5 protein-coding genes are annotated in these 24,281 nt (G+C 72.1%); 2 read left to right on the top strand and 3 right to left on the bottom strand.

What is annotated here, in order from left to right; translation table 11 throughout:
* The first annotated feature begins 42 nt into the window (after positions 1 to 42).
* Positions 43 to 747, top strand: coding sequence for a hypothetical protein (locus tag AB0C96_RS27965; protein WP_362920988.1), 705 nt, complete (start codon positions 43 to 45; stop codon positions 745 to 747).
* 974 nt (positions 748 to 1,721) lie between these two features.
* Positions 1,722 to 2,423, top strand: a complete 702-nt coding sequence (locus AB0C96_RS27960) for an aspartyl/asparaginyl beta-hydroxylase domain-containing protein (RefSeq protein ID WP_362920987.1) — start codon at positions 1,722 to 1,724, stop codon at positions 2,421 to 2,423.
* Between the two features lie 228 nt (positions 2,424 to 2,651).
* Here AB0C96_RS27960 and AB0C96_RS27955 read toward each other — a convergent pair whose 3' ends face one another.
* The 3 genes from AB0C96_RS27955 to AB0C96_RS27945 all read right to left on the bottom strand — a co-directional run bounded on the left by AB0C96_RS27955 (position 2,652) and on the right by AB0C96_RS27945 (position 23,756).
* Positions 2,652 to 2,879: an MbtH family protein gene (locus AB0C96_RS27955; RefSeq protein WP_362920985.1), complete on the bottom strand. Its 228-nt coding sequence runs from the start codon at positions 2,877 to 2,879 to the stop codon at positions 2,652 to 2,654.
* A 130-nt stretch (positions 2,880 to 3,009) separates the two neighbouring features.
* A complete protein-coding gene (locus tag AB0C96_RS27950; protein ID WP_362920984.1) occupies positions 3,010 to 10,176 on the bottom strand; it encodes an amino acid adenylation domain-containing protein in 7,167 nt (2,388 codons plus the stop codon).
* Positions 10,173 to 23,756 carry an amino acid adenylation domain-containing protein gene (locus tag AB0C96_RS27945; protein ID WP_362920982.1) on the bottom strand — a complete coding sequence of 4,528 codons (13,584 nt, stop codon included), beginning with the start codon at positions 23,754 to 23,756 and terminating at the stop codon, positions 10,173 to 10,175. Before AB0C96_RS27945 ends, AB0C96_RS27950 begins: the two co-directional genes overlap by 4 nt.
* Positions 23,757 to 24,281 lie beyond the last annotated feature (525 nt).

Below are 24,281 nucleotides of genomic sequence, written 5' to 3'. Positions count from 1 at the left end.
GACGCCGGCCTGCAGTTGATGGCGCGTCCAGGTGTGCGGTTCATGACGGGCCGATGCCATCGAGGGGACGACGACATGCCGCTCAAGGTCGTGTTCTTCAACGTGGGGCAGGACGACTGCACCCTGATCACGTTCTACAAACCGGGGGCGCCCAAGGCGGAGGCAGCGGTGCTACTGGACTGCGGGTCCAAGCCCGGCGGAGAGGTGGCTCCTCGGGCGCCGTCCGGGTCGGCGACCGGTACGACCAAGGACCGCCTCGTCGCCCATCTGCGGGAGCGGATCGACGACCACCTTCAGGACCTGGTGAACCCCGGCGTCCTCGTCTACCTGATGATCAGTCACCCGGACGAGGTCCACTTCAATCTGCTGGAAGACGTCCTGTGCGACCCGGGGACCAAGAAGCTGCGGTACACCCTGACCAACGTCTGGTACGCACTGGGGCCCGGCGACTACAAGGAGCGGCACAAGACCTTCATCAAGAACCTGCTCACCAACCCCGCGGCGCTGAAGAGCTCGGGCGGCCACGAAGTGGTCACTGCACCGGAGCTGAAACCGACTCAGGGCCATCCGGAGCCCGTCTTCCCCGAGACTCCCGACACCCCGAACCTCTACCTGCTGAACGGCGGGGCCGCCACGCATCACCGCTTCGCGGACGTGGACAAGGTCGACGGGGACTGGAAGCCGGTCACCGCCCCGGCGGCGCAGTTGCCCGGTCGGACCAGATCCGGGTGCCGATCTCCTCTTTGAGTACGGCGATCTTTTTTGTCGGAGGGGCGGGCCAACGCGATCGCGCCCCGCCTGAACTCCTCCTGACAGAACGCCTTCCACGGAAGTGGAGAACCTTCCAGGCTGTGGGTGAGGGGCGTGGTGGGGCAAGAAGTCCCCCGATGCACTCCGTAGTTGGCCTTGGCCGGCTGGGGTCCAGGGCTGGGGCGCGGGGCGTCGCCGGGCGGGGGGCCAGTGCGTAGTGCGGCCCAGTCAGGCCGTCGGTGCTCAGCGCGATCTCCTGGCATCCGCCGTCGAGCAGGGCGTGGATTGTGGCCGGGCCGAGAATGTGCCCGTCGGCGAGGACGGAGACACGCACACTGTCCCCAGTCGCCTGTCTTACGCGTTCCGGAAGCTCGGCGAAGAGCAGTGGTTCACCACCGGTGAAGCGCACCGCCCTTGGGCGCAGGGGCAGCACCGCCGACCGCATATCCTGGCCAAGATCGTCCGGATCATGACCTTGACACGAACTTCGGATCATCCGAAGCTGGCAGCCCACCCGCCACCTGCTGCAATGACCAATAAAGCTTGAGGGAACGCATGTGGAATCCGCCATTCAACCCCTTTTCATCGGGCGGAACACCAGGCGCCTGAAAGCGGGAAGTTTCCCGGAGGGCGCCAGGGCTGCACCATTCACCCGCTTGTGAAGTTCCAACACATGAGGGTGCGACATCTCGGTCAGGGGGTCAGAAGAACCCCGTCGCGATTCTCGGGATCGCCGAAGGAACGACGTCATGTGGGCGGCACCGGGTCGTCAACACGCTTGCGGCGAAGGGGAATCGGCGCCCATGGCACAACCGTGAGGCCTTCAAGGGGCCGCTCGACTCGGTACGGGGCTTCTTCCGGACCGGCACCGCAGCAGGTACCGCGGCCGGGCCGGGCTCGCGATGCCGCGCACCTGAGACCGACAACCGAACCGACGACGAAGGGGTGTAGTTGTGCCGAGAGTTCTTCCCATGCTGGTGAAGTGGATCGAAAAGCAGATGGTCCACCACTCCCGTTTCGATGACAGCCCGTTCATCTCGGAATCGGAGTTCCCATGGAGTCGAGGGCTCGAAGACAACTGGCGTGACATCAGAGCCGAACTCGACACCCTGCTGGAGCACCGCGACGCGCTGCCCAATTTTCAGGACATCTCGACCGGCCAACGCCACATCACCAACGACGACCACTGGAAGACCTATTTCTTCTACGGATACGGGTTGCGGTTCGAGCCCAACTGCCAGCGGTGCCCGCGGACGGCTGAACTGCTGGCCCACATCCCCGGACTGAAAACGGCCTTCTTCTCGATCCTCGGCCCCCACAAACACGTGCCACCGCACCGCGGCCCCTACAAGGGCGTGATCCGCTATCACCTCGGACTCAAGATCCCGTCTCCCGAGGAATCCTGCGGAATTCGCGTCGGTGGACAAGAGGCGCACTGGCGTGAGGGGGCCGGGATGTTCTTCGACGACACCTACATACACGAGGCGTGGAACGGGACCGATGAGGACCGTGCCGTGCTGTTCCTGGATGTCGTACGGCCGATGGCCTTTCCGTACTCCCTGCTCAACGACATGGTGATCAAAGGGATCGCTCGGAGCCGGTTCGTTCAGGAAGCCAAGGGAAATCAGGACGCCTGGGAGCAGCGCTTCGCGCAGGCTCTCCAACGCGAGTAGCGGAGTGGCGGCCCTGCCCCGCTCAAGAGAGGCGCTGCCCGGTGTCCCGCCGTGGCTTGCGGGACCGGACAGACAGACACGACACGGACAGCCCTCGTACAACGACGCAACCTTCACGCTGTACTCGACCGGGGACGGCACCGCCCGCGGAGTCGGCGCGCTGCGCAGTCCCGGCTCCGAGGGCAGATCGGCCATCGTTGAACAACGCCGGAGCCAGTCCCCGACGGGTCAGGAACCAGTCCCGCCAGCCCCTTCCATGGCCTCGGCGAGGCTCTTCGGGCGCATGTCGGTCCAGTGCTCCTCGACATAGGCGAGGCAGGCCTCCCGGGAGTCCTCCCCGTGGGCGACCTCCCATCCGGCCGGGACCTCCACGAAGATCGGCCACAGGGAGTGTTGGCCCTCGTCGTTGACCAGCACCAGGTACGTGCTCTCGGGGTTCTCGAAGGGGTTGGTCATGGTGGGCTTCCTTCTTCCTTCTTCCTTCGTCCTTCTTCTGGTTTCTCCGGGTTTCCGGCCTGCCGGCTTTCCGGGTTTCCGGCTACCGGGCTACGCGGCTACCCGGCTACCCGGCTACCCGGCTACCCGGCTACCGACTGCGGTAGCCCGATGCCGCGACGTCGCCCAGCCTTTCGGCCAGCACGCGCCCGACCTGGGCGAGCGGCACGGGCTTGCACATCTCCTGGTGGGTGCAGTCCACGGCGTACCGCTCCACGCGACCGGTGACGGCGGGCTCCCAGGCAGCCGCGGTCGGCAGCCCCGGCGAGCGTTCGGCGGTCGCCGTGAAGTGCAGGAGGCTCCCGTCGAACCGACCGGGTACATGCGCCGCAGCCAGGCGTGCGTTGTTCGCGACGATCTCGGTCATGGCCACCACACGGCGCTCCTCCACGTCCGCAAGGGGCCCGCCGCCGCTCCGCAGGATCTCCATGACGTCGGCGAGCCGCAGCGGTACGCCGTCCTCGGCATGGCCCGCGAAGTCGAGCAGGGCCGAGAGGACTTCCTGCTCGTCCGGCAGCGGAGCCGCCCTGTGGGGGTCACGGGGGTAGGAGTCGAGCAGGGCGAGCAGGGCCACCTCTTCGCCTTCGGCCTGGAGGCGGACCGCGACGGCGTGGGCCGCCAGGCCGCCGAACGACCAGCCCAGCAGATGGTAGGGGCCAGTGGCCTGGACCGAACGGATCTGCACGACGTAGTCGGTGACCAAGTGCTCCATCGTCTCCGGATACGCTTCCGGCCGCGCCATGCCGCGCGACTGCAACCCGTACACCGGGCGGTCCTGCCCCAGCTGCCGCAGCAGCCCGGTGTAGCACCAGCTCAGGCCATCGGAGGGGTGTATGCAGAACAGCGGCGGGAGCCCACCGGAGGCCCGTAGCGGCAGGAGGACATCGAAGGCGTCGCCCGAGACGCCCCGTCGGAGGCGTTCCATCAGGCGGCTCACCGTGGGTGCCGCGAACAGGTCCCGGACCGACAGGTCGAAGCCCAGCGTGTCCCGGATCCGGCTCACCAGCCGGATCGCGGCCAGCGAGTCACCGCCGAGTTCGAAGAAGTCGTCATCGATGCCGGTGGCGACCACGCCGACGCACTCGGCGAACAGGCCGCGGAGGATCTCCTCCTCGGGCGTGCGCGCCGGCCACTTCGACACCATCGAGCGCGGGCCCGGCTCCGGCAGGGCCTGTCGATCCAGCTTCCCGCTGTTGGTCAGCGGCATGGCGTCCAGGACGACGACCGTGGCCGGGACCATGAACTCCGGCAGCAACCGGGCGGCATGGGCCCGCAGCTCGGCCGGTTGCGGCTCGGCACCCGGTGCCCCGACCACATACGCCACCAGCCGCCGCTGTTCGGGCCGGTCCTCGCGGACGACGACCGCGGCCCGCGAGACCGCGGTGTGCCGGGTCAGTGCCGCCTCGATCTCGCCGGGCTCGATGCGGAACCCGCGCAGCTTGACCTGATCGTCCGCGCGACCGGCGAAGTGGAGTACGCCGTCCTCGGTCCAGCGGGCGAGGTCCCCAGTCCGGTACATCCGCTCCCCCGGCGCGCCGAACGGGCAGGCCACGAACCGCTCGGCCGTGAGGCGACGACGGTTCAGGTAGCCGCGGGCGAGCTGTACGCCGGCAAGGTAGACCTCTCCCACGGTGCCCGGCGGCACCGGGCCCAGGCCCGCGTCCAGCACGTAGGCACGCATGTTCCCGACGGGGCGTCCGATCGGCACCGGGCAGCCGTCCGGTGCCGCGGCCGGGGTGCGCTCGCAGGTCCCGGTCGTCGCGTGGACGGTGGCTTCCGTCGGGCCGTAGAGGTGGTGCAGGTCCGCGTCCAGCACGGTCAGGGCGCGATCCCGCAGGTCCGTCGGGAGCGACTCCCCGCCGGTCAGGACCCGCCGCAGGCTCGTGCAGCCGGCCGCGGCCGGTTCGTCGAGGAAGGTCCGCAGCATCGACGGCACGAAGTGCACGGTCGTCACCGCGTGTGCGCGGATCACCTGCGCCAGGTAGGCCGGGTCCCGGTGCCCCTCGGGGTCGGCGACCACGACCCGGGCCCCGGTGGTCAGAGGCCAGAAGAACTCCCACACGGACGCGTCGAAGGACGTCGGCGCCTTGTACAGGACCGCGTCGGAGGGTTCGAGGCCGAACTCGGCCTGGATGCCGAGCAGTCGGTTCACCACGGCGGCGTGCGGGACGACCACTCCCTTGGGCGCGCCCGTCGAGCCGGAGGTGTAGAGCACATAGGCGGGGTGTGCGGGCGTCAGCGGCGTACCGGGGGCCGCGCCGCCCGGAGGCGCGGCGGGCCGGTCGCCGGGGTGCCGGACCTGGTCCGGGTCGTCCAGGACACAGACCGGCGCGGCGTCCTCGAGCAGGGCGCGGATCCGCTCGGCCGGGTAGTGCGCATCGACGGGCAGATAGGCCGCGCCGGACTTCAGCACGGCCAGCAGGGCCACGGCGAGTTCGACCGAGCGCGGCAGGGTGACGGCCACCACCTGCTCCGGTCCGGCGCCGCGCTCGATCAGAGCATGGGCCAGACGGTCCGCCCAGGCGTTCAACTCGGCGTAGGTCAGGTCGACTTCCTCGGCGGACAGGGCGATCGCGTCCGGCGTCCGGGCCGCCTGCGCCTCGAACAGCTCCGGCAGCGTGGAGGAGGACGGCGGCCGCGCGGTGTCGTTCCACTCCTCCAAGACCCGCCCGCGCTCGGCGGGCGTGAGGGTGCCCAGCCGCCAGATCCGCTCGGCGGGATCGGCGGTCGCGGCATCGAGCAGCCGCTCGAACCGGGTCACCAGGTCCGCCACCGTGCCCCGGTCGAACAGGTCCGTGCTGTACTCGACGGTGCCTTCCAGACCGCCGGGCAGCCCGTCCGGGGTGCGGCGTTCCTCCAGTCTGAACAGCAGGTCGAACTTGGCCGACTGCGACTGCGTCCCCTCGGCTCGGCAGTGCAGCCCCGGAAGGTCCACCGCCACGTCGTCGGTGTGGTGGAGCGTCAGCAGCACCTGGAAGAGCGGGTGCCGGGCTGCCGAGCGCGCCGGGTTGAGCACCTCCACCAGGTGCTCGAACGGCACGTCCTGATGCGCGTACGCGGCCAGGCCCGCCTCGCGCACCCGGTCCAGCAGCTCCGCGAAGCTCGGGTTCCCACCGGTGTCGGTACGCATCACCAAGGTGTTGACGAAGCATCCGACGACTTCGTCGAGCGCGTCGTCGGTGCGCCCCGCGGTCGGCGTGCCGATCGGGATGTCGGTGCCCGCGCCGTGCCGGGTGAGCAGCGCCGCCAGCGCCGCCTGGACGACCATGAACAGGCTCGCGTGCCCCGCCCGGGCCAGCGCGGCGAGTCGGGCGTGCAGGTCCGGGCCCACCCGCAGCGGCACCGTGGCGCCGCGGTGACTGGCCACCTCCGGACGTGGCCGGTCCCGGCGCAGCTCCAACTCGGTCGGCAGCCCCGCCAGCGTCCGCCGCCAGTACTCCACCTGCCGGGACAGCACACTGTCCGGGTCGTCCGCCTCGCCGAGGAACCGCCGCTGCCACAGGGTGTGGTCGGCGTACTGGACGGGCAGCGGTGTCCAGGACGGTGCCCGGCCCGCGCGCCGGGCGGTGTAGGCGCTGGACAGGTCGCGGGCCAGCGGGCGGTTGGACAGGGCGTCGCCCGCGATGTGGTGGAGCACGAGCAGCAGGACGTGCTCGCCCGGGCCCAGCGTGAACAGCTGTGCGCGCAGGGGCGGTTCGGACGACAGGGCGAACCGGTGCGCGGCCGCGTCCGCGACCGAAGCGGCGAGCCCGGCCTCGTCGACCGCCTCCACGGGCAGCTCGACGACGGCGTCGCCGGGGTCGAGGACGTGCTGGTGCGGCACGCCCGCCGCATCCGGATAGACCGTGCGCAGCACCTCGTGCCGGGCCACCACATCGTTCAGGGCGGCGTGCAGCGCGCCGACGTCGAGGGCCCCGGTCAGGCGCAGGGCGAACGGCATGTTGTACGTGGCCGACGGGCCCTCGAGCCGATGCAGGAACCACAGGCGGCGCTGGGCGAACGACAGCGGCAGTTCGGCCGGACGGTCGTCGTCGGGCCGCAGCACCGGACGCCGGGAAGCCCCTCGGCCCGACGCGGCGATCCGGGCCGCCAGACCGGCCACCGTGGGAGCCTCGAACACGTCCCGTACGGCGAGCTCGACACCGAGCACCGCACGGATGCGCGACACCAGGCGGGTCGCGAGCAGCGAGTGCCCGCCCAGGGCGAAGAAGTCGTCGTCGATCCCGGCCTGCGCGCTCCCGAGGGCCTCGGCGAACAGCCCGCACAGGATCTCCTCCGCGGGCTCGCGCGGCTCCCGGCCGGCCCCGTGGCTCCGTGGCCCGGGGGCGGGCAGGGAGCGGCGGGCCACCTTCCCGCTGGGGGTGAGCGGCAGCGCGTCGAGCACGACGACCACGGCGGGCACCATGAACCCGGGCAGCTTCCCGGCGGCGAACTCCCGCAGCTCGCCCGGGTGCACCCGGGCACCGGGCGCGGGCACCACGTAGGCGGTCAGACGCTGGTCGCCGGGCCGGTCCTCACGCACCATCGCGACGGCGTGCCCGACCGTGGCGTGCCGGGCCAGCACCGCCTCGACCTCACCGAGCTCGATACGGAACCCGCGCAGCTTGACCTGGTCGTCCGCCCGGCCCGCGAACTCCAGCAACCCGTCCGCGGTCCAGCGGGCCAGGTCGCCGCTCCGGTACATCCTGGTCCCCGGCGCGCCGAACGGGTCGGCGACGAAGCGCTCCGCGGTCAGACCCGGTCGGTTCAGATACCCGCGGGCGAGCTGTACCCCGGCGAGGTAGACCTCGCCCGTCACTCCGGGCGGCACCGGCCGCAGCCGCGCGTCGAGCACGTAGACCCGCATGTTCCGGATCGCCCTGCCGATCACCGGCCGGGCACTGTCCCGTACCCGGGCGCCGACGGCGTCCACGGTGCACTCGCTCGGCGCGTAGTAGTTGTGCACCTCGACGCCGGGGTACTCCCGCAGCGTCTCCCACAGCGCCGCGTCCGTGGCCTCCGCACCCAACAGGATCACACCCGGCCGGTGCCCGGGGCCGTCCAGGATCCCGAGGCCTGCCAACTCGCGCATCAGCGACGGCGTGATCCCCAGGTAGTCGATACCCCGGCTGCGTACGTACTCCAGCAGCGCGGCGGCGTCGCGGCGGGTGTCGTCGTCCACCACGTGCAGTTCGTGCCCGGCCACGAGGCCGAGAAGCTGTCCCATGCTCGCGTCGAACGACAGCGACGCCGTGTGTGCCACGCGCAACCGCCGCCCGGCCGCCGCGGTCACCTCGGCCGCCGCGGGGGCGAAGACGCGCTCGCGGTGGCTGACGAACAGGTTCGCCAGGCCCAGGTGCGTCACCAGCACGCCCTTCGGCACGCCCGTCGACCCGGACGTGTACACCACGTACGCTCCCCGCTCTCCCTGCACGACCGGCTGCCCGGTCGGCGCGCCCCGTCCCGTGGCGCCCCGGGCGTCCGTGGCCGGGGGCGCGTCCGTGGCCGGGGGCGCGTCCGCGTCCAGCAGCAACAGTGGCGCCCGGCACTCGCCCAGCCGCCCGGCCAGTGCCCGCTCGGTCACCACCACGGAGACCGCCGCGTCGGCAAGCATGAACGCCAGGCGCTCCGCCGGATAGCCGGGGTCCAGCGGCACGCACACCCCTCCGGCCTTCCAGACGGCCAGGACGGCGGCGATCATCTCGGTCGACCGGCGCACGCACAGACCGACCAACACATCGGGCCCGACGCCGCGGTCGGCCAGCTGCCCGGCGAGCTCGTCCGCCCGCGCGCGCAGTTCCGCGAACGTCCGCGCCACCCCGTCGGCGACCACGGCCACCGCGTCCGGGGTCCGCGCGGCCTGAGCCTCGAAGGCCTCGGGAACCAGGACGGACGGCGGCTCGCCGACCGTGCCGTTCCACTCCACCAGGACCTGCTCCCGTTCGGCCGGTGTCAGGATCTCCAGGGCGCCGATCCGCCGTCCCGGGTCCGCGACCGCGGCCCGGAGGACCCGGACCACCCGGCCCATGATCGCCTCCGCGGTCTCCCGATCGAACAGGTCGACCTGGTGGTCCAGACGCAGCCGCAGCGGATTTCCCGGCATCACCATGAAGTTGAGTGGGTAATGCGTGACGCCGTGGCTCCGGCTCGCCACCACCCGCAGCCCGCTGCCGTGCGCGACGGTGGCCGCCGCGGCGTCTTCCGTCGGAAGATTCTCGAACACCGTTGTCGTGTCGAAGAGTTCACCGGCGTCCAGCGTGCGCTGGATGTCGGCAAGGCCCACGTGCTGGCAGGCCATCAGGCGCGTCTGGTCCTCCTGTAGGCGCGCCAGCATCCCGGCCAGCGGCTCCGTCGGATCGAGACGGACCCGGACCGGCAGCGTGTTGGCGAACAGGCCGATCATCCTCTCCACCCCGGGCACCTCGGGCGGGCGCCCGGACACCGTCGTGCCGAACACCACGTCGGCCCGGCCGGTCAGCTGGCCGAGTACGATCGCCCAGGCCCCCAGGAACACCGTGTTCAGCGTCAGGCCCGCACGGCGGGTCAGGCCGTCGAGCGCCGCGGCAAGGTCGTCGGGCAGGTCGCGGAGCACCTGGCCCGGCGGCTCGGCCGCCCGGGACGGGTCCGCCGGAGCGACCCGGGTCGGTTCGTCGACGCCCTTCAGCATGTCGCGCCAGACGTCCTCGGCAGCCGCCCGGTCCTGACCGGCCAACCAGGCCAGGTAGTCGCGGTACCTGGCCGCCGGCGGCATCCCCTCGTCCCGGCCGCCCCGCGCGTACAGCTCGAACAGCTCCGCCAACATCAGCTGCGCGGACCACCCGTCCAGCACCAGGTGATGGGCGGTGACGAGGAACCGGTGGTGCGCCGGCCCCAACCGGACGAGCGTGAACCGCAGCAGCGGCGGGCGGGCGGGGTCGAAGCGGCGGAGTCTGTCCTCCACCGCCAGCCGCTCCGCCTCGGCTTCCCGCGCATCGGGATCCACCGCGCCGAGGTCGACCTCCTGCCAGGGCAGCGCCACCTCGCGCGGGACGATCTGCACCGGCTCGTCCAGATCCTCGTGCCAGAACCCGGCCCGCAGGCTCGCATGGCGCCGGAGCAGTGCCCGCGCGGCCGCGCGCAGTGCGCCGACGTCGAGGGCACCGTCCAGGTCGAAGGCCTGCTGCACCGTGTAGACATCGAGCGCCGACTCGTCGTAGAGCGCGTGGAAGAGCAGCCCTTCTTGAAGTGGTGCCAGCGGCAGGATGTCCTCCAGCTCCGCCTGCGTCTCCGCCTGTGTCATCGTGATCGCCTCCACGCGGCCTGGAGCCGCTCGATCTTGTCCTGGCTCAGCCGGACCAGTGGTACGTCGGACGAGGTGAGACCACCCGCGGCGGGGCTCCTCGAATGGGCGGCCAGTGCCTCCAGCGCGCGCGCCCAGGTGTCGGCCAGGTCGCGCACGTCGGGCTCGGTGAACCACCCCTGCGGCCAACACCAGGTCGCGGCCAGCCGCGGGCCGCCCGGATGGTCCACGGCGGCCACCCTCACCTCGACCTGGTACTTCAGCGGCATGCCCGGCTCGGCCGGCCATGAGCCGGTCGGGGTCTGCGGGAGCCGCCCGAGGTACTGGAACGCGAACCGCGGCGCTGGCAGGCCCGCCAGGGTGGGGGCGGTGCCGGGGTTGAGGTGGCGCAGCAGGCCGAAGCCCAGTCCGCCGTGCGGCAGGGATCTCAGGTGCTCCTTGACCCGTTTCAGGGCCGCTCCGGCGGCGGCGCCGCCCTCCCACAGCTCGTGCCGGTCCACGCCACCCAGGTCACCCAGGTCCAGGCGGACCGGATGTGTGACGGTGAAGCAGCCCATGGTGCGGGACAGGCCGACGCCTTCGGTGCGGCCCGTCCGGCCGGGCCGCCGTACCTCGGCCACCACTGCGTCGCCATCGGCGTCCCGGGCGTCCGGATTCTCCGATGTGTCCGCACCGCTCGGGCCGGCGGCCGCTCGGTGCCGCCGCCAGTCGGCCACCGCCAGGGCGAACGCGGTCAGCAGCACGTCCTCGACGTCGGCGCGGAAGACCTCCGGCACGCTGGTGAGCAGCACCTCGGTGCGCTCGGCGGGCAGCGTGAGGGTCAGCGCGCCCGCTGCGGCCACCGCATCCCCGGTGCCCGCTGCGGCCAGCGCATCCCCAGGCACCTCCATCGGCCGACCGCCCAGGTCCCCGCCCGACTCCCCGGGCTCGGTTCTCGCCCCGGCGAGGACCTCGGTCCACCGGGAAAGCTCCTCGACGCGTCGGACGTCCTCTGCCTGGGCGCGCAGGTGTTGGGCCCAGCGCCGCAACGACGTGCCGACCTCCGGGAGTTCGGGCCGTCGGCCGTCGGCGGCCGCCTCGCAGGCGAGGGCGACGTCCTGGAGCAGGATGCGCCAGGACTCCGCGTCCGCCACGAGCCGGTGCAGCACCAGCAGCAGGCGCCCGGGCCGGCCGCACCCGGCGTCGAACCAGACCGCCTGGACCACTGCTCCCGACTCCGGCGCGAGGCGTGACGACGCGGCCCGCTCTTCCGCGGCGAGCAGGTCTTCGCTCGCCGCGGCATCGACCCGGTGGAGGCAGTCCGCGGCCCGGTTCGCCCCGGGGGGCATCACCTCCGGCAGCCACTCGTCCCGGTCCGTCTCCGGGCCGGGGCCGGAGACCCGGTTCAGGCGCATCCGCAGCGCGTCGTGGTGGTCCAGGACCGCTTGCAGGGCCGCCTCGATCCGCTCCGCGTCCAGCCCCGCCGGGACCTCCATGGCCATCGCCTCGTACCGGGTGCCCGGATCCGCGTCCCGCTCCCACAGCTCGTGCAGGGCCGGCGTCAGGGGCACCGCGCCGATGCCCGCCTGCGGCGCCTCGGCCTCGGCCGGTGCCGCGTCGAGCGTGCGGGCAGCCGCCGCCAGTGCGGCCACGGTCTTGTGCTGGAACACGTCCTGGGCGGTGATCGCGAGCCCTGCGGCCCTGGCCCTGCCGACCACCTGGATGGAGACGATGCTGTCGCCGCCGATGTCGAAGAAGCCGTCGTCGACGCCGACGTCCGGCAGGCCGAGTACGTCGGCGAAGATGTCGCACAGCAGTCGCTCCTGTGCGGTGGTCGGCGGGCGGTGCGCCACGGCGCCGGAGGCTTCCGGCGCGGGCAGCGCCGCGCGGTCGACCTTGCCGTTCGGCGTCAGCGGCAGGGCGTCGATCGCGACGACGGCCGAGGGCACCAGGTACTCCGGCAGCTTCTCCCTCAGCCGGGCGCGTACGGAGGCTCCCAGGGGCACCGGCGGTGGCACCGCCGCCGGGTCGTTGGTGAAGCCCCGCAGTGTCGACCGGTCCGGCGCCCCGGAGACCACCGGCCGGTACGCCCCGGTGACGGCGGCACCGGCGCTGTCCGGGGCGTCGGAGAGCAGTACGTCGAAGCAGTCGTCGCCTTCCTCGCCCGACCAGGTGACGGCCACCTGGAAGCCGAGCCGTTCACCCAGCTCGTAGAGGTCCTCCGGGTCCACGGTCACGGCGTGCGCCGGGGCGGCCTCGCCCGCCAGCCGGGCGTTGGGGACACCGGTGACCCGCAGCCGGTCCGGTCGACGTTCGACCAGCAGCGCGGCGAGTCTCTCCGTCCCGCCGGTCATCTCCGGCCAGCGCAGCACCGGTGCGTCAGCGAACGAGCGGACTTGTGAGGCCAGCGGCGCGCGGTGCAGGACGACGTCGTAGCGGTAGCGGGAGAGCTCGTTGTGGTACCGCCCTCGCTTGAGGCGGACGTCCACGGCGCCGATCCCGGACACCACGCCGGTCAGGGCCGGGAAGAAGTCCGGGTCGACCAGCAACTCCCGCTCCTGCGCGGTGCTGCCCGTGGCGGCCCGCAGCATCGGCAGCAACCGCAGGTTGCGGACGTCACCGAGGAACAGGGCACCACCCGGCACAAGGAGACCCATCGCCTTGTCGATGACCTCGGTCAGGTAGTCGGCGTGGGGGAAGTACTGGACCACGGAGTTGAGCACCACGGTGTCGAAGAAGCCCTGCGGCAGCCCGCTGAGGTCGTCGGCCGGCTGCGCCCGCAGCTCGACCCGGGAGGCGATCTCAGGCTCGTCGGCCACCTGGGCCGCCAAGGCCTCGACCACGACCGCGGACAGGTCGGTACCCCAGTACTGCTCGCACTCCGCGGCGAGTTGGGACAGGATCAGCCCTCGGCCCACCCCGATCTCCAGGATGCGTCCCGGCCGCAGTTCACGGATCCGCGTGACGGCCGCGTCCCGCCACTGCCGCATCTCGCCCTCCGGGATCGGCTGCCCGTCGTAGCTGCTGTTCCAGCCGGTGAAGTCCGCACCGAAGGGAGCGGGCGCCGACTGCCCGTACAGCGTGTCGTACAGCTGCCGCCACTCCCCGAGCACCCGGCCCGCGCCGTCCGGCGTGCCGTCCAGGTCCGTGGGCGTCGCGGGGTCCGTGGCCTGCGCGGTCTCCTCTGCCGCAGGCACGACGTAGCCCACCAGGCGGCTCCCGCCGGGCCCGTCGTCGCGGACCGCCGCGACCGCCTGCGCCACCCGGGAGTCGGCGGCCATCGCGGACTCGACCTCGCCTAGCTCGATCCGGTGGCCCCGGACCTTCACCTGCTGATCGGCCCTCCCGGCGAACTCCAGGTCGCCCGCGCAGTTCCACCGCGCAAGGTCCCCCGTGCGGTACATCCGCGATCCGGCATCGCCGAACGGACAGGCCACGAACCGCTCGGCGGTCAGGCCCGGCCGCCCCAGGTAGCCGCGGGCCAGGCCCGCGCCGGCCAGGTACAGCTCGCCCACCACGCCCGGCGGCACCGGACGCAGCCCGGCGTCCAACACATAGGCCCGTGCGCCGAGGATCGGGGTGCCGATCGGCGGAACGTCGTCCTCGCCGCGCCCGTCGCCCCCGTCGGACAGTGGTCGGCTCATCGTCGCGCAGACCGTCGACTCCGTCGGCCCGTAGGCGTTGATCATCCGTCGGCCCCGACTCCAGGTCGCCACCGTCTCCGGCGAACAGGCCTCACCGGCCACCACCAGCGTGGTCACCGACGCCAGCTGGTCGGGGGTCATCACCCCGAGCACCACCGGCGGCACGGTCAGGTGCGTCACCCCGCGCTCGGCCACCAGTGCCGCGAGGTCCGGCCCCGGAAGCAGCCGCTCGGGCGGCGCCACCACCAGCGCCGCGCCGGTCAGCAGCGCCATGCACAGCTCCCAGAACGCCGCGTCGAAGCTCGGCGAGGCGAACTGGAGGACCCGGCTGCCCGGCCCGCAGTCGAGGGCCTGGGTCTGCGTCGCCACCAGGGCGGCCGCTCCGGCGTGGGTGACCGTCACGCCCTTGGGGGTGCCGGTCGAACCGGACGTGTACAGGACGTAGGCGGGGTGCGCGGGCGTCAACGGCCGTACGCGGTCGGCGTTGTCGGGGTTGGTGTCCGGCCGGCCGGCCAGGTCTGCGGCCCGGCGTCCGTCGGCGTCGTCGTCCAGGTTCAGCGTGGGCAGATCGTCGACGCCCGGTATCCCGGCGCCGCCGGTACCGCAGGTCAGCAGCAGCGACGGCCGGGCGTCGCCGAACAGGAACGCCAGGCGCTCGGCCGGGTAGTTGAGGTCGAGCGGGAGGTAGGCCGCGCCCGCCTTGAGAACGGCGAGCAACGCCACGACCAGGTCCGCGGAGCGGGGAAAAGCAAGTGCGACGGTCTGCTCCGGTCCGACCCCCCGCGAGATCAGCAGGTGGGCCAGCCGGTTCGCCCGGCCGTTGAGCTCCTCGTAGGTCAGCACGCCGGATTCCGACAGCACCGCCGGTGCCCCGGGTTCACGCGCCGCCCGGCGTTCGAACAGCGCCGGGACGACGGAGGGCGGGATCGGGTCGCCGGCGGCGCCCAGCAGCTGGGTGCGCTCGGCGGAGGTGAGGATGTCGGCCTCGCCGATGCGCCGTGCCGGGTCACGGCTCACCGCTTCGAGGAGGCGGATCCACCGCGCCACCATGGCCTCGACCGTCCGCCGGTCGAACAGGTCGGTGCTGTACTCCACCGTCCCGCGCACTCCACCGAAGGAGCCGGTGGGCGCTCCCGGCGGCGCGGGGCGCTCGGTGACGCTGAAGAACAGGTCGAACCGCGAGGTCCCCGATCCGGCCGGTTCGAGTGTCACGTCCACCCCGGCCAGCGTCAGATCCGCCTCCGGAGTGTTCTGCAACACCAATGCCACCTGGAACAGCGGATGGCGGTTCGCGGAGCGGACCGGATTCAGCACCTCCACCAGATGCTCGAAGGGCACGTCCTGATGGGCGTGGGCGGTCAGTGCCGTCTCCCGTACGCGCCCGAGCAGTTCGTCGAACGACGGATCACCCGAGGTGTCGGTCCGCATCACCAGCGTGTTGACGAAGAGCCCGATGCCGTCGTCGAGCACCTCGTCGCGGCGCCCTGCGATGCCGCTGCCGATCGGCAGGTCGCTGCCGGCGCCGAGCCTGGTCAGCAGGGCGGCCAGACCGGCGTGCAGCACCATGTACAGGCTGGCCTCCCCGGCGCGGGCCAGACCCGCGAGCCTGCGGTGCAGCTCCGGGCTCAGGTCGAAGCCGAACATCTCGCCGCGGTACGTGGACACGGCGGGGCGGGGACGGTCCGCCGGGAGCGCGAGCTGCTCGGGCAGGTCCGCCAGTGCCTTGCTCCAGTACGCGATCTGCCGGGCGAACAGACTGTCCGGGTCGTCCTCGTCTCCCAGCAGCGCGCGCTGCCAGAGCGTGTAGTCCACGTACTGGACCGGCAGCGGCGCCCACGCCGGAGCCTCGCCCCGGCACCGCGCGGCATAGGCGGTCGCGAAGTCCCGCGACAGCGGAGCCATCGACCACCCGTCGCCCGCGATGTGGTGCATCAGTATCACCAGTACGTGCTCACGCCGGCCCAGGACGAACAGTTCGGCCCGCAGCGGCAGGTCGACCGCGAGGTCGAAGGGGTAGCGCGCCGCCTGCCTCACGGCCTCGCGCAGCCCGGCCTCGTCGATATGCCGGACGATCAGTTCGGGGCGCACACCGGCCGCCTTGAGGACGAGCTGACGGGGCACCCCGTCCACCACCGGGAACACGGTGCGCAGGCTCTCGTGGCGCGCTGCGACGTCCGCCAGCGCGGCCCGCAGCGCCGCCTCGTCCACCTCACCGCGCAGCCGCAGGGCGAACGGCATGTTGTACGTCGCGTTCGGCCCCTCCAGACGGTGCAGGAACCACAGCCGCTGCTGCGCGAAGGACAGCGGCACCACATCGGGCCTGGGCACCGGCCGCAGGGCCGGACGCGGCGCCTCCGGCCGTGCCTCCGCATCGCTCAGCCGCTCGGCGAGCCCGGCGACCGTGGGCGCCTCGAACACGGCGCGGACGGTCAGTTCGGCGCCGAGGACCGAGCGGATGCGGCTGATCAGCCGGGTCGCCAGCAGCGAGTGCCCGCCGAGGTCGAAGAAGTCGTCGTCGACACCGACCGTCGCCACGCCGAGGACCTGCGCGAACAGGTCACACAACGTCTGCTCCCGTGGTGTGGCGGGCCGACGCGAGCCCGCGACGGACCCGAGGCACGGGGCCGGGAGCGCCGCCCGGTCGAGCTTTCCGTGCGCGGTCAGGGGGAGCGCGTCGAGAACCACCACTGCGGTCGGCACCATGTACGCGGGCAACTGCTCCCCGAGCGACGCGGTGAGCGCGGCGACGAGTTCACCGCGCCGCCGGGAGGTCCCCGGGTCGTTCGCGAACGCCTCCGGTGACGCCCCCGGGGCGGTCGCGGCCGGTCGGTGGACGCCGCTGAGCGCGGCCGACGCCGGGTCCGTGAAGAGCACGTCGAGGCTCTCGGCATCGCTTCCCGAGCGTGTCACCGCTACCCGGTAGCCCAGTCGCTCGCCCAGTTCGCAGAAGGTGTCGGGCCCGAGGGCCGGCGCCGAGGGCCGCTCCGCGGCTCCGAGGAGGGTCAGCAGGTCCGCCAGCGGCCGTCCCTCGTCCAGGGCCCGCAGGGCGGCGGCCTCGTCCGCCAGCCGCGCGTCGGGGACTCCGGTCACCCGCAGCGCGGGCACCCGTGCCGCGGCCAGGTTCCGCTCCAGGGCATCGAGGCCGGAGACGTCGTGGTCCCACCGCAGCTCCGGCGCCGTCTCCAGGGCCCGCATCCGGGTGGCCGGTCGCTTGTACAGCACGACGTCGTACCGGTAGCGGCTCAGCTCGTTGACGTAGGCGCCGCGCTTGACTTGCAGGTCGACGCCGGCGACATCGTCCCGCTGCGTCGCGAGCGCGGTGAAGAATCCCGGGTCGAGCAGCAGTTCCTTCTCCAGCAGCACGGCCTGCTCCACCGCGTGGCGCACCACGGCGACGTCGGCCGACGGCATGGCGCGGCGCAGTTGCGCCGCCGTGTGCAGGCACCGCAGCAGCCGCAGGTCACGCACGTCGCCGAGGAACACCGCCCCGCCGGGCACCAGCAGCTCCAACGCCGTGCCGATCACGCCGGTGAGATAGCCGGCGTCCGGGAAGTACTGGGCGACCGAGTTGATCACCACGGTGTCGAAGGAGCCTGCCGGCAGGCCGTCGGCGTCCGCGGCGGGCTGGACGCGCAGTTCCACCCGTCCGGCCAGGCCCTGCCCGGCCACCTGGCCCCGCAGCGCCTCGATCGCGTCCGCCGAGATGTCGGTGCCCCAGTAGGCCTCGCAGTCCGGCGCGAGCTGCGAGAGCAGCAGGCCGCTGCCCACGCCGATCTCCAGCACCCGCCGCGGCCGTAGCTCGCGGATCCGCGCGACGGTGGCGTCCCGCCACTGGCGCATCTGCCCGACGGGGATCGGCTCTCCGTGGTAACTGCTGGTCCAGCCCGTGAAGTCCTCGCCGAAGGGGGCGGGCTCCGCACCGGCACGCCCGGCGCCGTACAGGGAGTCGTACACGTCCTGCCACTCGCCCAGCTGTGCCTGTGTCGCTTCGTCGTCGCGCCGCTCGTCGGCCGCCGGGACGACATAGGCCACCAACTGCGTGCCGGACGCCTTGTCCTTCCGGGCGACGACGGCGGTCTGTGACACGGCCTCATGCCGGGAGAGCGTCGTCTCGATCTCCGCCGGCTCGATCCGGTACCCCCGGAGCTTGACCTGCTCGTCGACGCGGCCGACGAAGACCAGCAATCCGTCGGCGGTCCACCGGGCGAGGTCCCCGGTCCGGTACATCCTGGTCCCCGGCCCGCCGAACGGGTCCGCCACGTACCGCTCCGCCGTCGGGCCGGGCCGGTTCAGGTAGCCGCGGGCGAGTTGCGCCCCGGCCAGGTACAGCTCCCCGGTCACCCCGGGCGGCGCCAGTCGCATCCGGGCGTCGAGTACATAGGCCCGCGTGTTCGGGACGGGCCGCCCGATGGGCAGAGGGCCGTCCCCGGTCGCGGTGCCGGGCGGCACGCGATGCGTGATACAGCCCACCGTGGTCTCGGTCGGCCCGTATTCGTTGACCACCGTTGCCTGTGGCTGAGCACGGCGCCACGACCCGAGCTGCTCGCCGGTGAGCTGCTCGCCGCCCAGGACCAGGTCGGCGACCGCCTCATGACCGGGCAGGGCGCCGAGCAGCGCGAGGTGGCTCGGCGTCGCCTTGAGGAACGTGTACGGGCCCGGCGCCGGCGACCCGCCGGACAGGTCCCCGACCAGCAAACGGCCACCCGAGGTCAGCGACGCGAACAGCGCGGTGACGGTCAGGTCGAAGGAGACCGGCGAGTGCAGCAGCGCCGTCCCGGCCGTGCCCGGGTACGCGCCCCGCGCGAAGTGCAGGTAGGACGCCAGCGCCCGGTGCTCGACGAGCACGCCCTTGGGGCGGCCCGTGGAGCCCGACGTGTAGATCACGTACGCGGGATGCTCGGGCCGCAGCGCCGTCGTCCGGTCGGTGTCCGACGGATCGCGCTCGGGCTGTTCCCCGGTGTCCCGCTCGGTCTCGGCGTCGTCCAGCACGATCCAGCGCAGGCCTGTCGCGGGCAGGTCCGCGGCGACCGCGCTCGAGGTGAGTCCACACACCGCGGACGCGTCGTCGAGCAGGAAGCGGAGCCGCTCGGCCGGGTGGGCCGGCTCGACGGGCAGGTACGCCGCGCCCGTCTTCAGCACCGCCAGCAACGCGACGACCAGGTCGGCGGAGCGCGGCAGGGCGACCGCCACCACCTGCTCCGGGCCGATGCCGCGGCCGATGAGCAGCTGCGCCAGGCGGTTGGCCCGCGTGTTCAGTGCGGCGTAGCTCAGATCGGTGGTGCCGTCGGTCACCGCGACCGCGTCCGGCGTCCGCGCCACCTGTGCCTCGAACAGCCCGGGAAGCGGTGTCAGGGGGTGCGCGCACTCGACGCCGTTCCATCTCACCAGCAGCTTCTCGCGCTCGGCGGCGTCGGTGAGGTCGAAGGCGCTGATCGGCCGGTCCGGCCCGGCCGCCGCGGCCTCCAGCAGCCGCACGAACCGGGCCGCCAGGGCCTCGGCAGTGGCGCGGTCGAACAGGTCCGCGCTGTACTCCAGCACCCCGTCGACCCAGTCCGGGCCGCCGTCGTCGGTGTACCGGTCGGTGAGGCTGAACAGCAGGTCGAACTTGGCCGCGGCCAGCTCGGCGGCGCCGACGGTCACGCGCAGGCCGGGCATGGCGAACTCGGGGGCGGCGTTGTTCTGGAGCGTCAGCATCACCTGGAACAACGGGTGCCGGGCCGCCGACCTGACCGGGTTGAGCAGTTCGACGAGATGCTCGAAGGGCACGTCCTGGTTCGCGTAGGCGGCCAGGTCCGCTTCCCGTACGCGGGTGAGCAGTTCGCCGAAGGCCGGGTCGCCCGAGGTGTCCAGGCGCACCACGAGCGTATTGACGAAGAACCCGACGAGGTCGTCGAGGGCCTCGTCGGTACGGCCGGCGATGGCGCTGCCGAGCGGGATGTCGGTGCCCCCGCCGAGCCTGCTGAGCAGGGCGGCGAGTCCGGCCTGGAGCACCATGAAGAGGGTCGCGCCGGACTCCCGTGCCAGTTCGGCGAGCCGCCGGTGCAGGTCCGCTTCCAGCGTGAACAGCACACTGCCGCCACGGTGGGCGGTGACGGCCGGACGGGGCCGGTCGGTGGGCAGGTCCAGCTGCTCGGGCAGCCCGTCGAGCGTGCGGGTCCAGTGGGCGACTTGGGCGGAGATCAGGCTGTCCGGGTCGTCCTCGCTGCCGAGGAGGTCGTGCTGCCACAGCGCGTAGTCGGCGTACTGGACCGGCAGCGGAGCCCAGTTGGGGGCCCGGCCGGAGCAGCGGGCGGTGTAGGCGGCGGAGAGGTCCCGGGCGAACGGGACGTTCGACCAGCCGTCACCGGCGATGTGGTGGAGCACCAGCAGCAGCGCGTGCTGGTCCGCGGCGAGCGCGAACAGGTGTGCGCGGAGCGGCGGTTCGGCGGTCAGATCGAAGCGGTATGCCGCCGCGGCACCCAGCGCCTCGCCGAGCCCGGCCTCGGTCACCTGGTGGGCCGTAAGCTCCACCACCGCCTCGTCCGGTGCGAGCACCCTCTGGCTCGGGGCCCCGCCGACCTCCGGGAACACCGTGCGCAGGGTCTCGTGCCGGGCGACCACGTCGTTCAGGGCCGCACTCAGCGCACCGACGTCCAGATCCCCCGAAAGCCGCAGCGCGAACGGCATGTTGTACGTCGGACTGGGCCCTTCCAACTGGTGCAGGAACCACAGCCGGCGCTGCGCGAACGACAACGGCACCACATCCGGGCGAGGGTCGACCGGACGCGGGGCGAGCCGCCGCTCACCTCCGTCACCCATCCGCGCCAGGAGTCCGGCCACCGTCGGCGCCTCGAAGACATCCCGCACCGAGAGCTCCGCCCCCAGTACCGTCCGCATGCGGCTGATCAAGCGCGTGGCGAGCAGCGAATGTCCGCCGAGATCGAAGAACCCGTCGTCGACGCCGACCCGGTCCACACCGAGGACCTCGGCGAACAGGCCGCACAGGATCTCCGCCACGGTCGAGCGCGGCGCCCGCCCCGGGGTCGGTGCGACGGGGCCCGGGGCGGGCAGCGCGGCGCGGTCGAGCTTGCCGTTGACCGTCAGCGGCAGCACCTCGAGCGACACGATCGCGGAAGGAACCATGTACGCGGGCAGACTCCGGGCGGCGGCCTCCCGCAGCTCGACCGGGTCCGGTGCGTCTGCCCGCACGCCGACGACGTAGGCCACGATCCGCTGGTCGCCGGGGCGGTCCTCACGTACGACGGCCACGGCCTGGGACACGTCCTCGTGCCCGGCCAGTACCGCCTCGACCTCGCCCAACTCGACCCGGAACCCTCGCAGCTGCACCTGGCCGTCCGCGCGCCCGATGTAGTCGAGTCGGCCGTCGGCGGTCCACCGGGCCAGGTCACCGCTGCGGTACATCCGAGAGCCCGGCCCGCCGAAGGGATCGGCCACGAATCGTTCCGCGGTCAGGGAGAAGCGGTTCAGGTATCCGCGGGCCAGCCCCGCACCCGCCACGTACATCTCTCCGGTGACGCCGGGCGGTACCGGCCGCAGCGCCGCATCCAGCACATGGACACGGAGGTCGGGAATCGGCCGGCCGATCACGCTGCGGGACGGCCCGCTCGCCACGTCGTCCTCGCCGAGTGGGGCGTAGGTGACATGGACCGTGGTCTCGGTGATGCCGTACATGTTCACCAGCCGTGGCGCATTCACCGGGTGCCGCCGGAACCACTCCGCCACACTCCCCGGTTCCAGGGCCTCACCGCCGAATATGACCGTCCGCAGTGCCAGCTTCGCCGAACCCTCGGTGTCCTCGGCGGCCTCGGCCTCGGCCCGCATCAATTGGTGGAACGCCGACGGCGTCTGATTGAGCACGGTCACCCCGTGACGCACCAACACGTCGAGGAACTCCGCCGGCGAACGCGACACCTCGTGCGACACCACCACCAGCCGACCGCCGTGCAGCAACGCCCCCCACAACTCCCAGACGGAGAAGTCGAACGCAAAGGAGTGGAACAGCGTCCACACGTCGTCCGCACCGAAACCGAACCACCGCTCGGTCTCGGCAAACAGCCGCGCCACGTTCCGGTGCGGGACCACCACACCCTTCGGCGCACCGGTCGAACCCGATGTATAGATCACGTACGCCGGCGACGACACCGACGGCGCCGAACGCTCCGCCCCGGTCACGTCATCACCGGGCTGTGCGGCGAGAGCCGCAACAGTGCTCTCGTCGTCGAGCACCATCACCTTGCCCTCGGCGCACGGAAGCTGACGCGCGAGCCCACCCGGAGCCACCACACACACCGGATCCGCATCACGCAGCATCATCTCGATCCGGCCCGCCGGATAGCCGGGGTCGATCGGCAGGTAGGCCGCACCGGCCTTCACCACCGCCAGCAACGTCACCACCAGGTCCGCGGAACGCGGTAACGCCACCGCCACCAACCGCTCCGGCCCCGCGCCTCGCCCCACCAACACCCGCGCCAGCCTGTTCGCCCGGGCGTTCACCTCCGCATACGGCAACTCCACATCGCCCGCCACCACCGCCACCGCATCCGGCGTCCGCCGCACCTGCGCCTCGAACAACTCCGGAAGCGTCCGGTCCGGGACATCGGCACGGAACTCGCCCACAGGCGGCAGCACGTGTGCGCGCTCCTCCGGGAGCAGGACCTCGAGCCTGCCGATCGGCCGTCCCGGATCGGCCGCGGCGAGGCCGTCCAACACCTGGAGGAAGCGCTGCTGATGGACGGCGTTCTCCGCGGCGCCGTACATGCCGGGATTGGCGTCGAAATGCACGCGCATCGCGCCGTCGCCCGACCGGTCCTCGACGCAGATCGAGAGGTCGTGAACCGGCCCGTTCGACAGGTTGACGGGCGTCGCCCGGGCGTCGCCGAATGCCAGCTCATGGGCGAAGGACATGATGTTGACCGACGGGCCCATGAGGCGGCGGCCGCTGCCCACCGTCTTCAGGTCGCGGCTCAGGTCCTCGTACCGGTAGCGCTGGTGATTGAGCAACTGCCGTGCCTCGGTGGACACATGGCGCAGGAGCTCCTCGCCGCTCATGCCGGGCCGGACTTCCAGCAGGAGCGGCAGTTCGTTGGACATCGGCCCGCGGATGCCTCGTCCGCTGCGGGTCCTCCCGGTCACGGGGATGCCGAGGGCCACCTCCTCGGCGCCGGTCATCCGGCTGAGGTAGACCGCCGCGGCGGCCATCAGGGGAACGGGCAGGCCGACCCGTGACCGGCGCGCCGACGCCCGCAAGGCGTCCACGGTCGCGGACGGCAGCTGTGCGGTCTCCCGCAGAACGCTCCGCGAGACCCCGGCCACCCGGTCCGCGAGGCCGCGCGGCTCGGGGCGGCCCGCCAGCCGGCCCAGCCAGTAATCCCGGTCCCGCGCACATCGCTCCGAGGCGCGGTATTCGGCTTCGTCGTCCAGGAGCAGGTCCAGTGAGCCGCCGCCGTCGTCCTCCCGTACCGGCGCCCCGTGCAGCGCAGCCGTGTAGACCTCGGCCAGCCGGCGCAGGAACAGCACACACATGTACCCGTCGGTGACCAGGTGATGGCCGCGCAGATAGAAGAAGTACCGGTCCGTACCGGCCCGCAGCAGCGCCAGAGTGAACGTCCGACCGGACTCAAGGCTCACCGGCCGGCCCGTTTCGGCCCGCATCCACGCTTCGGCGGCTGCCCGCGGATCCGGTTCCGTGCTGATGTCCAGGACGGACAACCCATGGTCCGCCGGCTCGAATATCTGCCGGGGCTCCTGGCCGTCCTGAGTGAAGCGGACGTTCAGCGTGTCGGTCTCCGCCACCACCCGCCGCACCGCGGCGTCGAGCAGCACCACATCGATCGGGCCCGCTATCTCCAGGTACTGCGCAATGTTATAGCTCGGGCTTTCCTGGTCGAGCTGCTGCGCAAACCAAATACCACGCTGCGCAATCGACAACGGCCAGCTGCGGTGCTGAGGACGGGACACTTCACACCCAATCTTTCCAGAAGTCTGTGGCAAACCCTCAGGTCGTCGGCTGGCGGTTCAAGGGCCCCGGCTCGACCGGGCGGAGGGATGCGGACGCGATCGGAGTTCGACGTCAGCGGTGCTGACCTCAAGGGCACTTCGGCAGCTCTGACCAGCGACGTAGGGCGGTCTCGCCGCTGATTTCCGGAAAGGACCAGTCACCCTTGCCATGAGTACGTTCACGCTCTGGCGAGGTGCGGACCGGCAGAACCTCGGTGCTCTCAAGGATCGTGCCCGGTCCGTTTCAGGGCCGTTGTCGAACCGGGCCGTCCACACAGCCGCATTGGCCTCGTCCTCGAAAGAACCGCCAAGCCGGCACGGTGGGAAGGACCGTGGGACTCTCCGCGAAGGAGTACGAGACTCTGGCGCCCCGACGGTCCTCCATCCTTCCCTGACCGCAATGCCACGAGCGCCGTCTCGCTCCTGCCACTTTGGTCCTGCTCTCCTGCCAGAACTTCCCCAAATTTAAAGTGCGTCAATTTCTTG

It is taken from the genome of Streptomyces sp. NPDC048506 (genome assembly GCF_040651315.1).
GTDB lineage: Bacteria > Actinomycetota > Actinomycetes > Streptomycetales > Streptomycetaceae > Streptomyces.
Note: the sequence above shows the minus strand (reverse complement) of the source record. Positions and strands in the feature narration are given on the sequence as shown.

Bases quoted from the DNA above. Each gene is read 5' to 3' on its own strand.
- AB0C96_RS27950 (WP_362920984.1), bottom strand. From the start codon at position 10,176: ATGACACAGGCGGAGACGCAGGCGGAGCTGGAGGACATCCTGCCGCTG.
- AB0C96_RS27965 (WP_362920988.1), top strand. From the start codon at position 43: ATGACGGGCCGATGCCATCGAGGGGACGACGACATGCCGCTCAAGGTC.
- AB0C96_RS27960 (WP_362920987.1), top strand. From the start codon at position 1,722: ATGCTGGTGAAGTGGATCGAAAAGCAGATGGTCCACCACTCCCGTTTC.
- AB0C96_RS27955 (WP_362920985.1), bottom strand. From the start codon at position 2,879: ATGACCAACCCCTTCGAGAACCCCGAGAGCACGTACCTGGTGCTGGTC.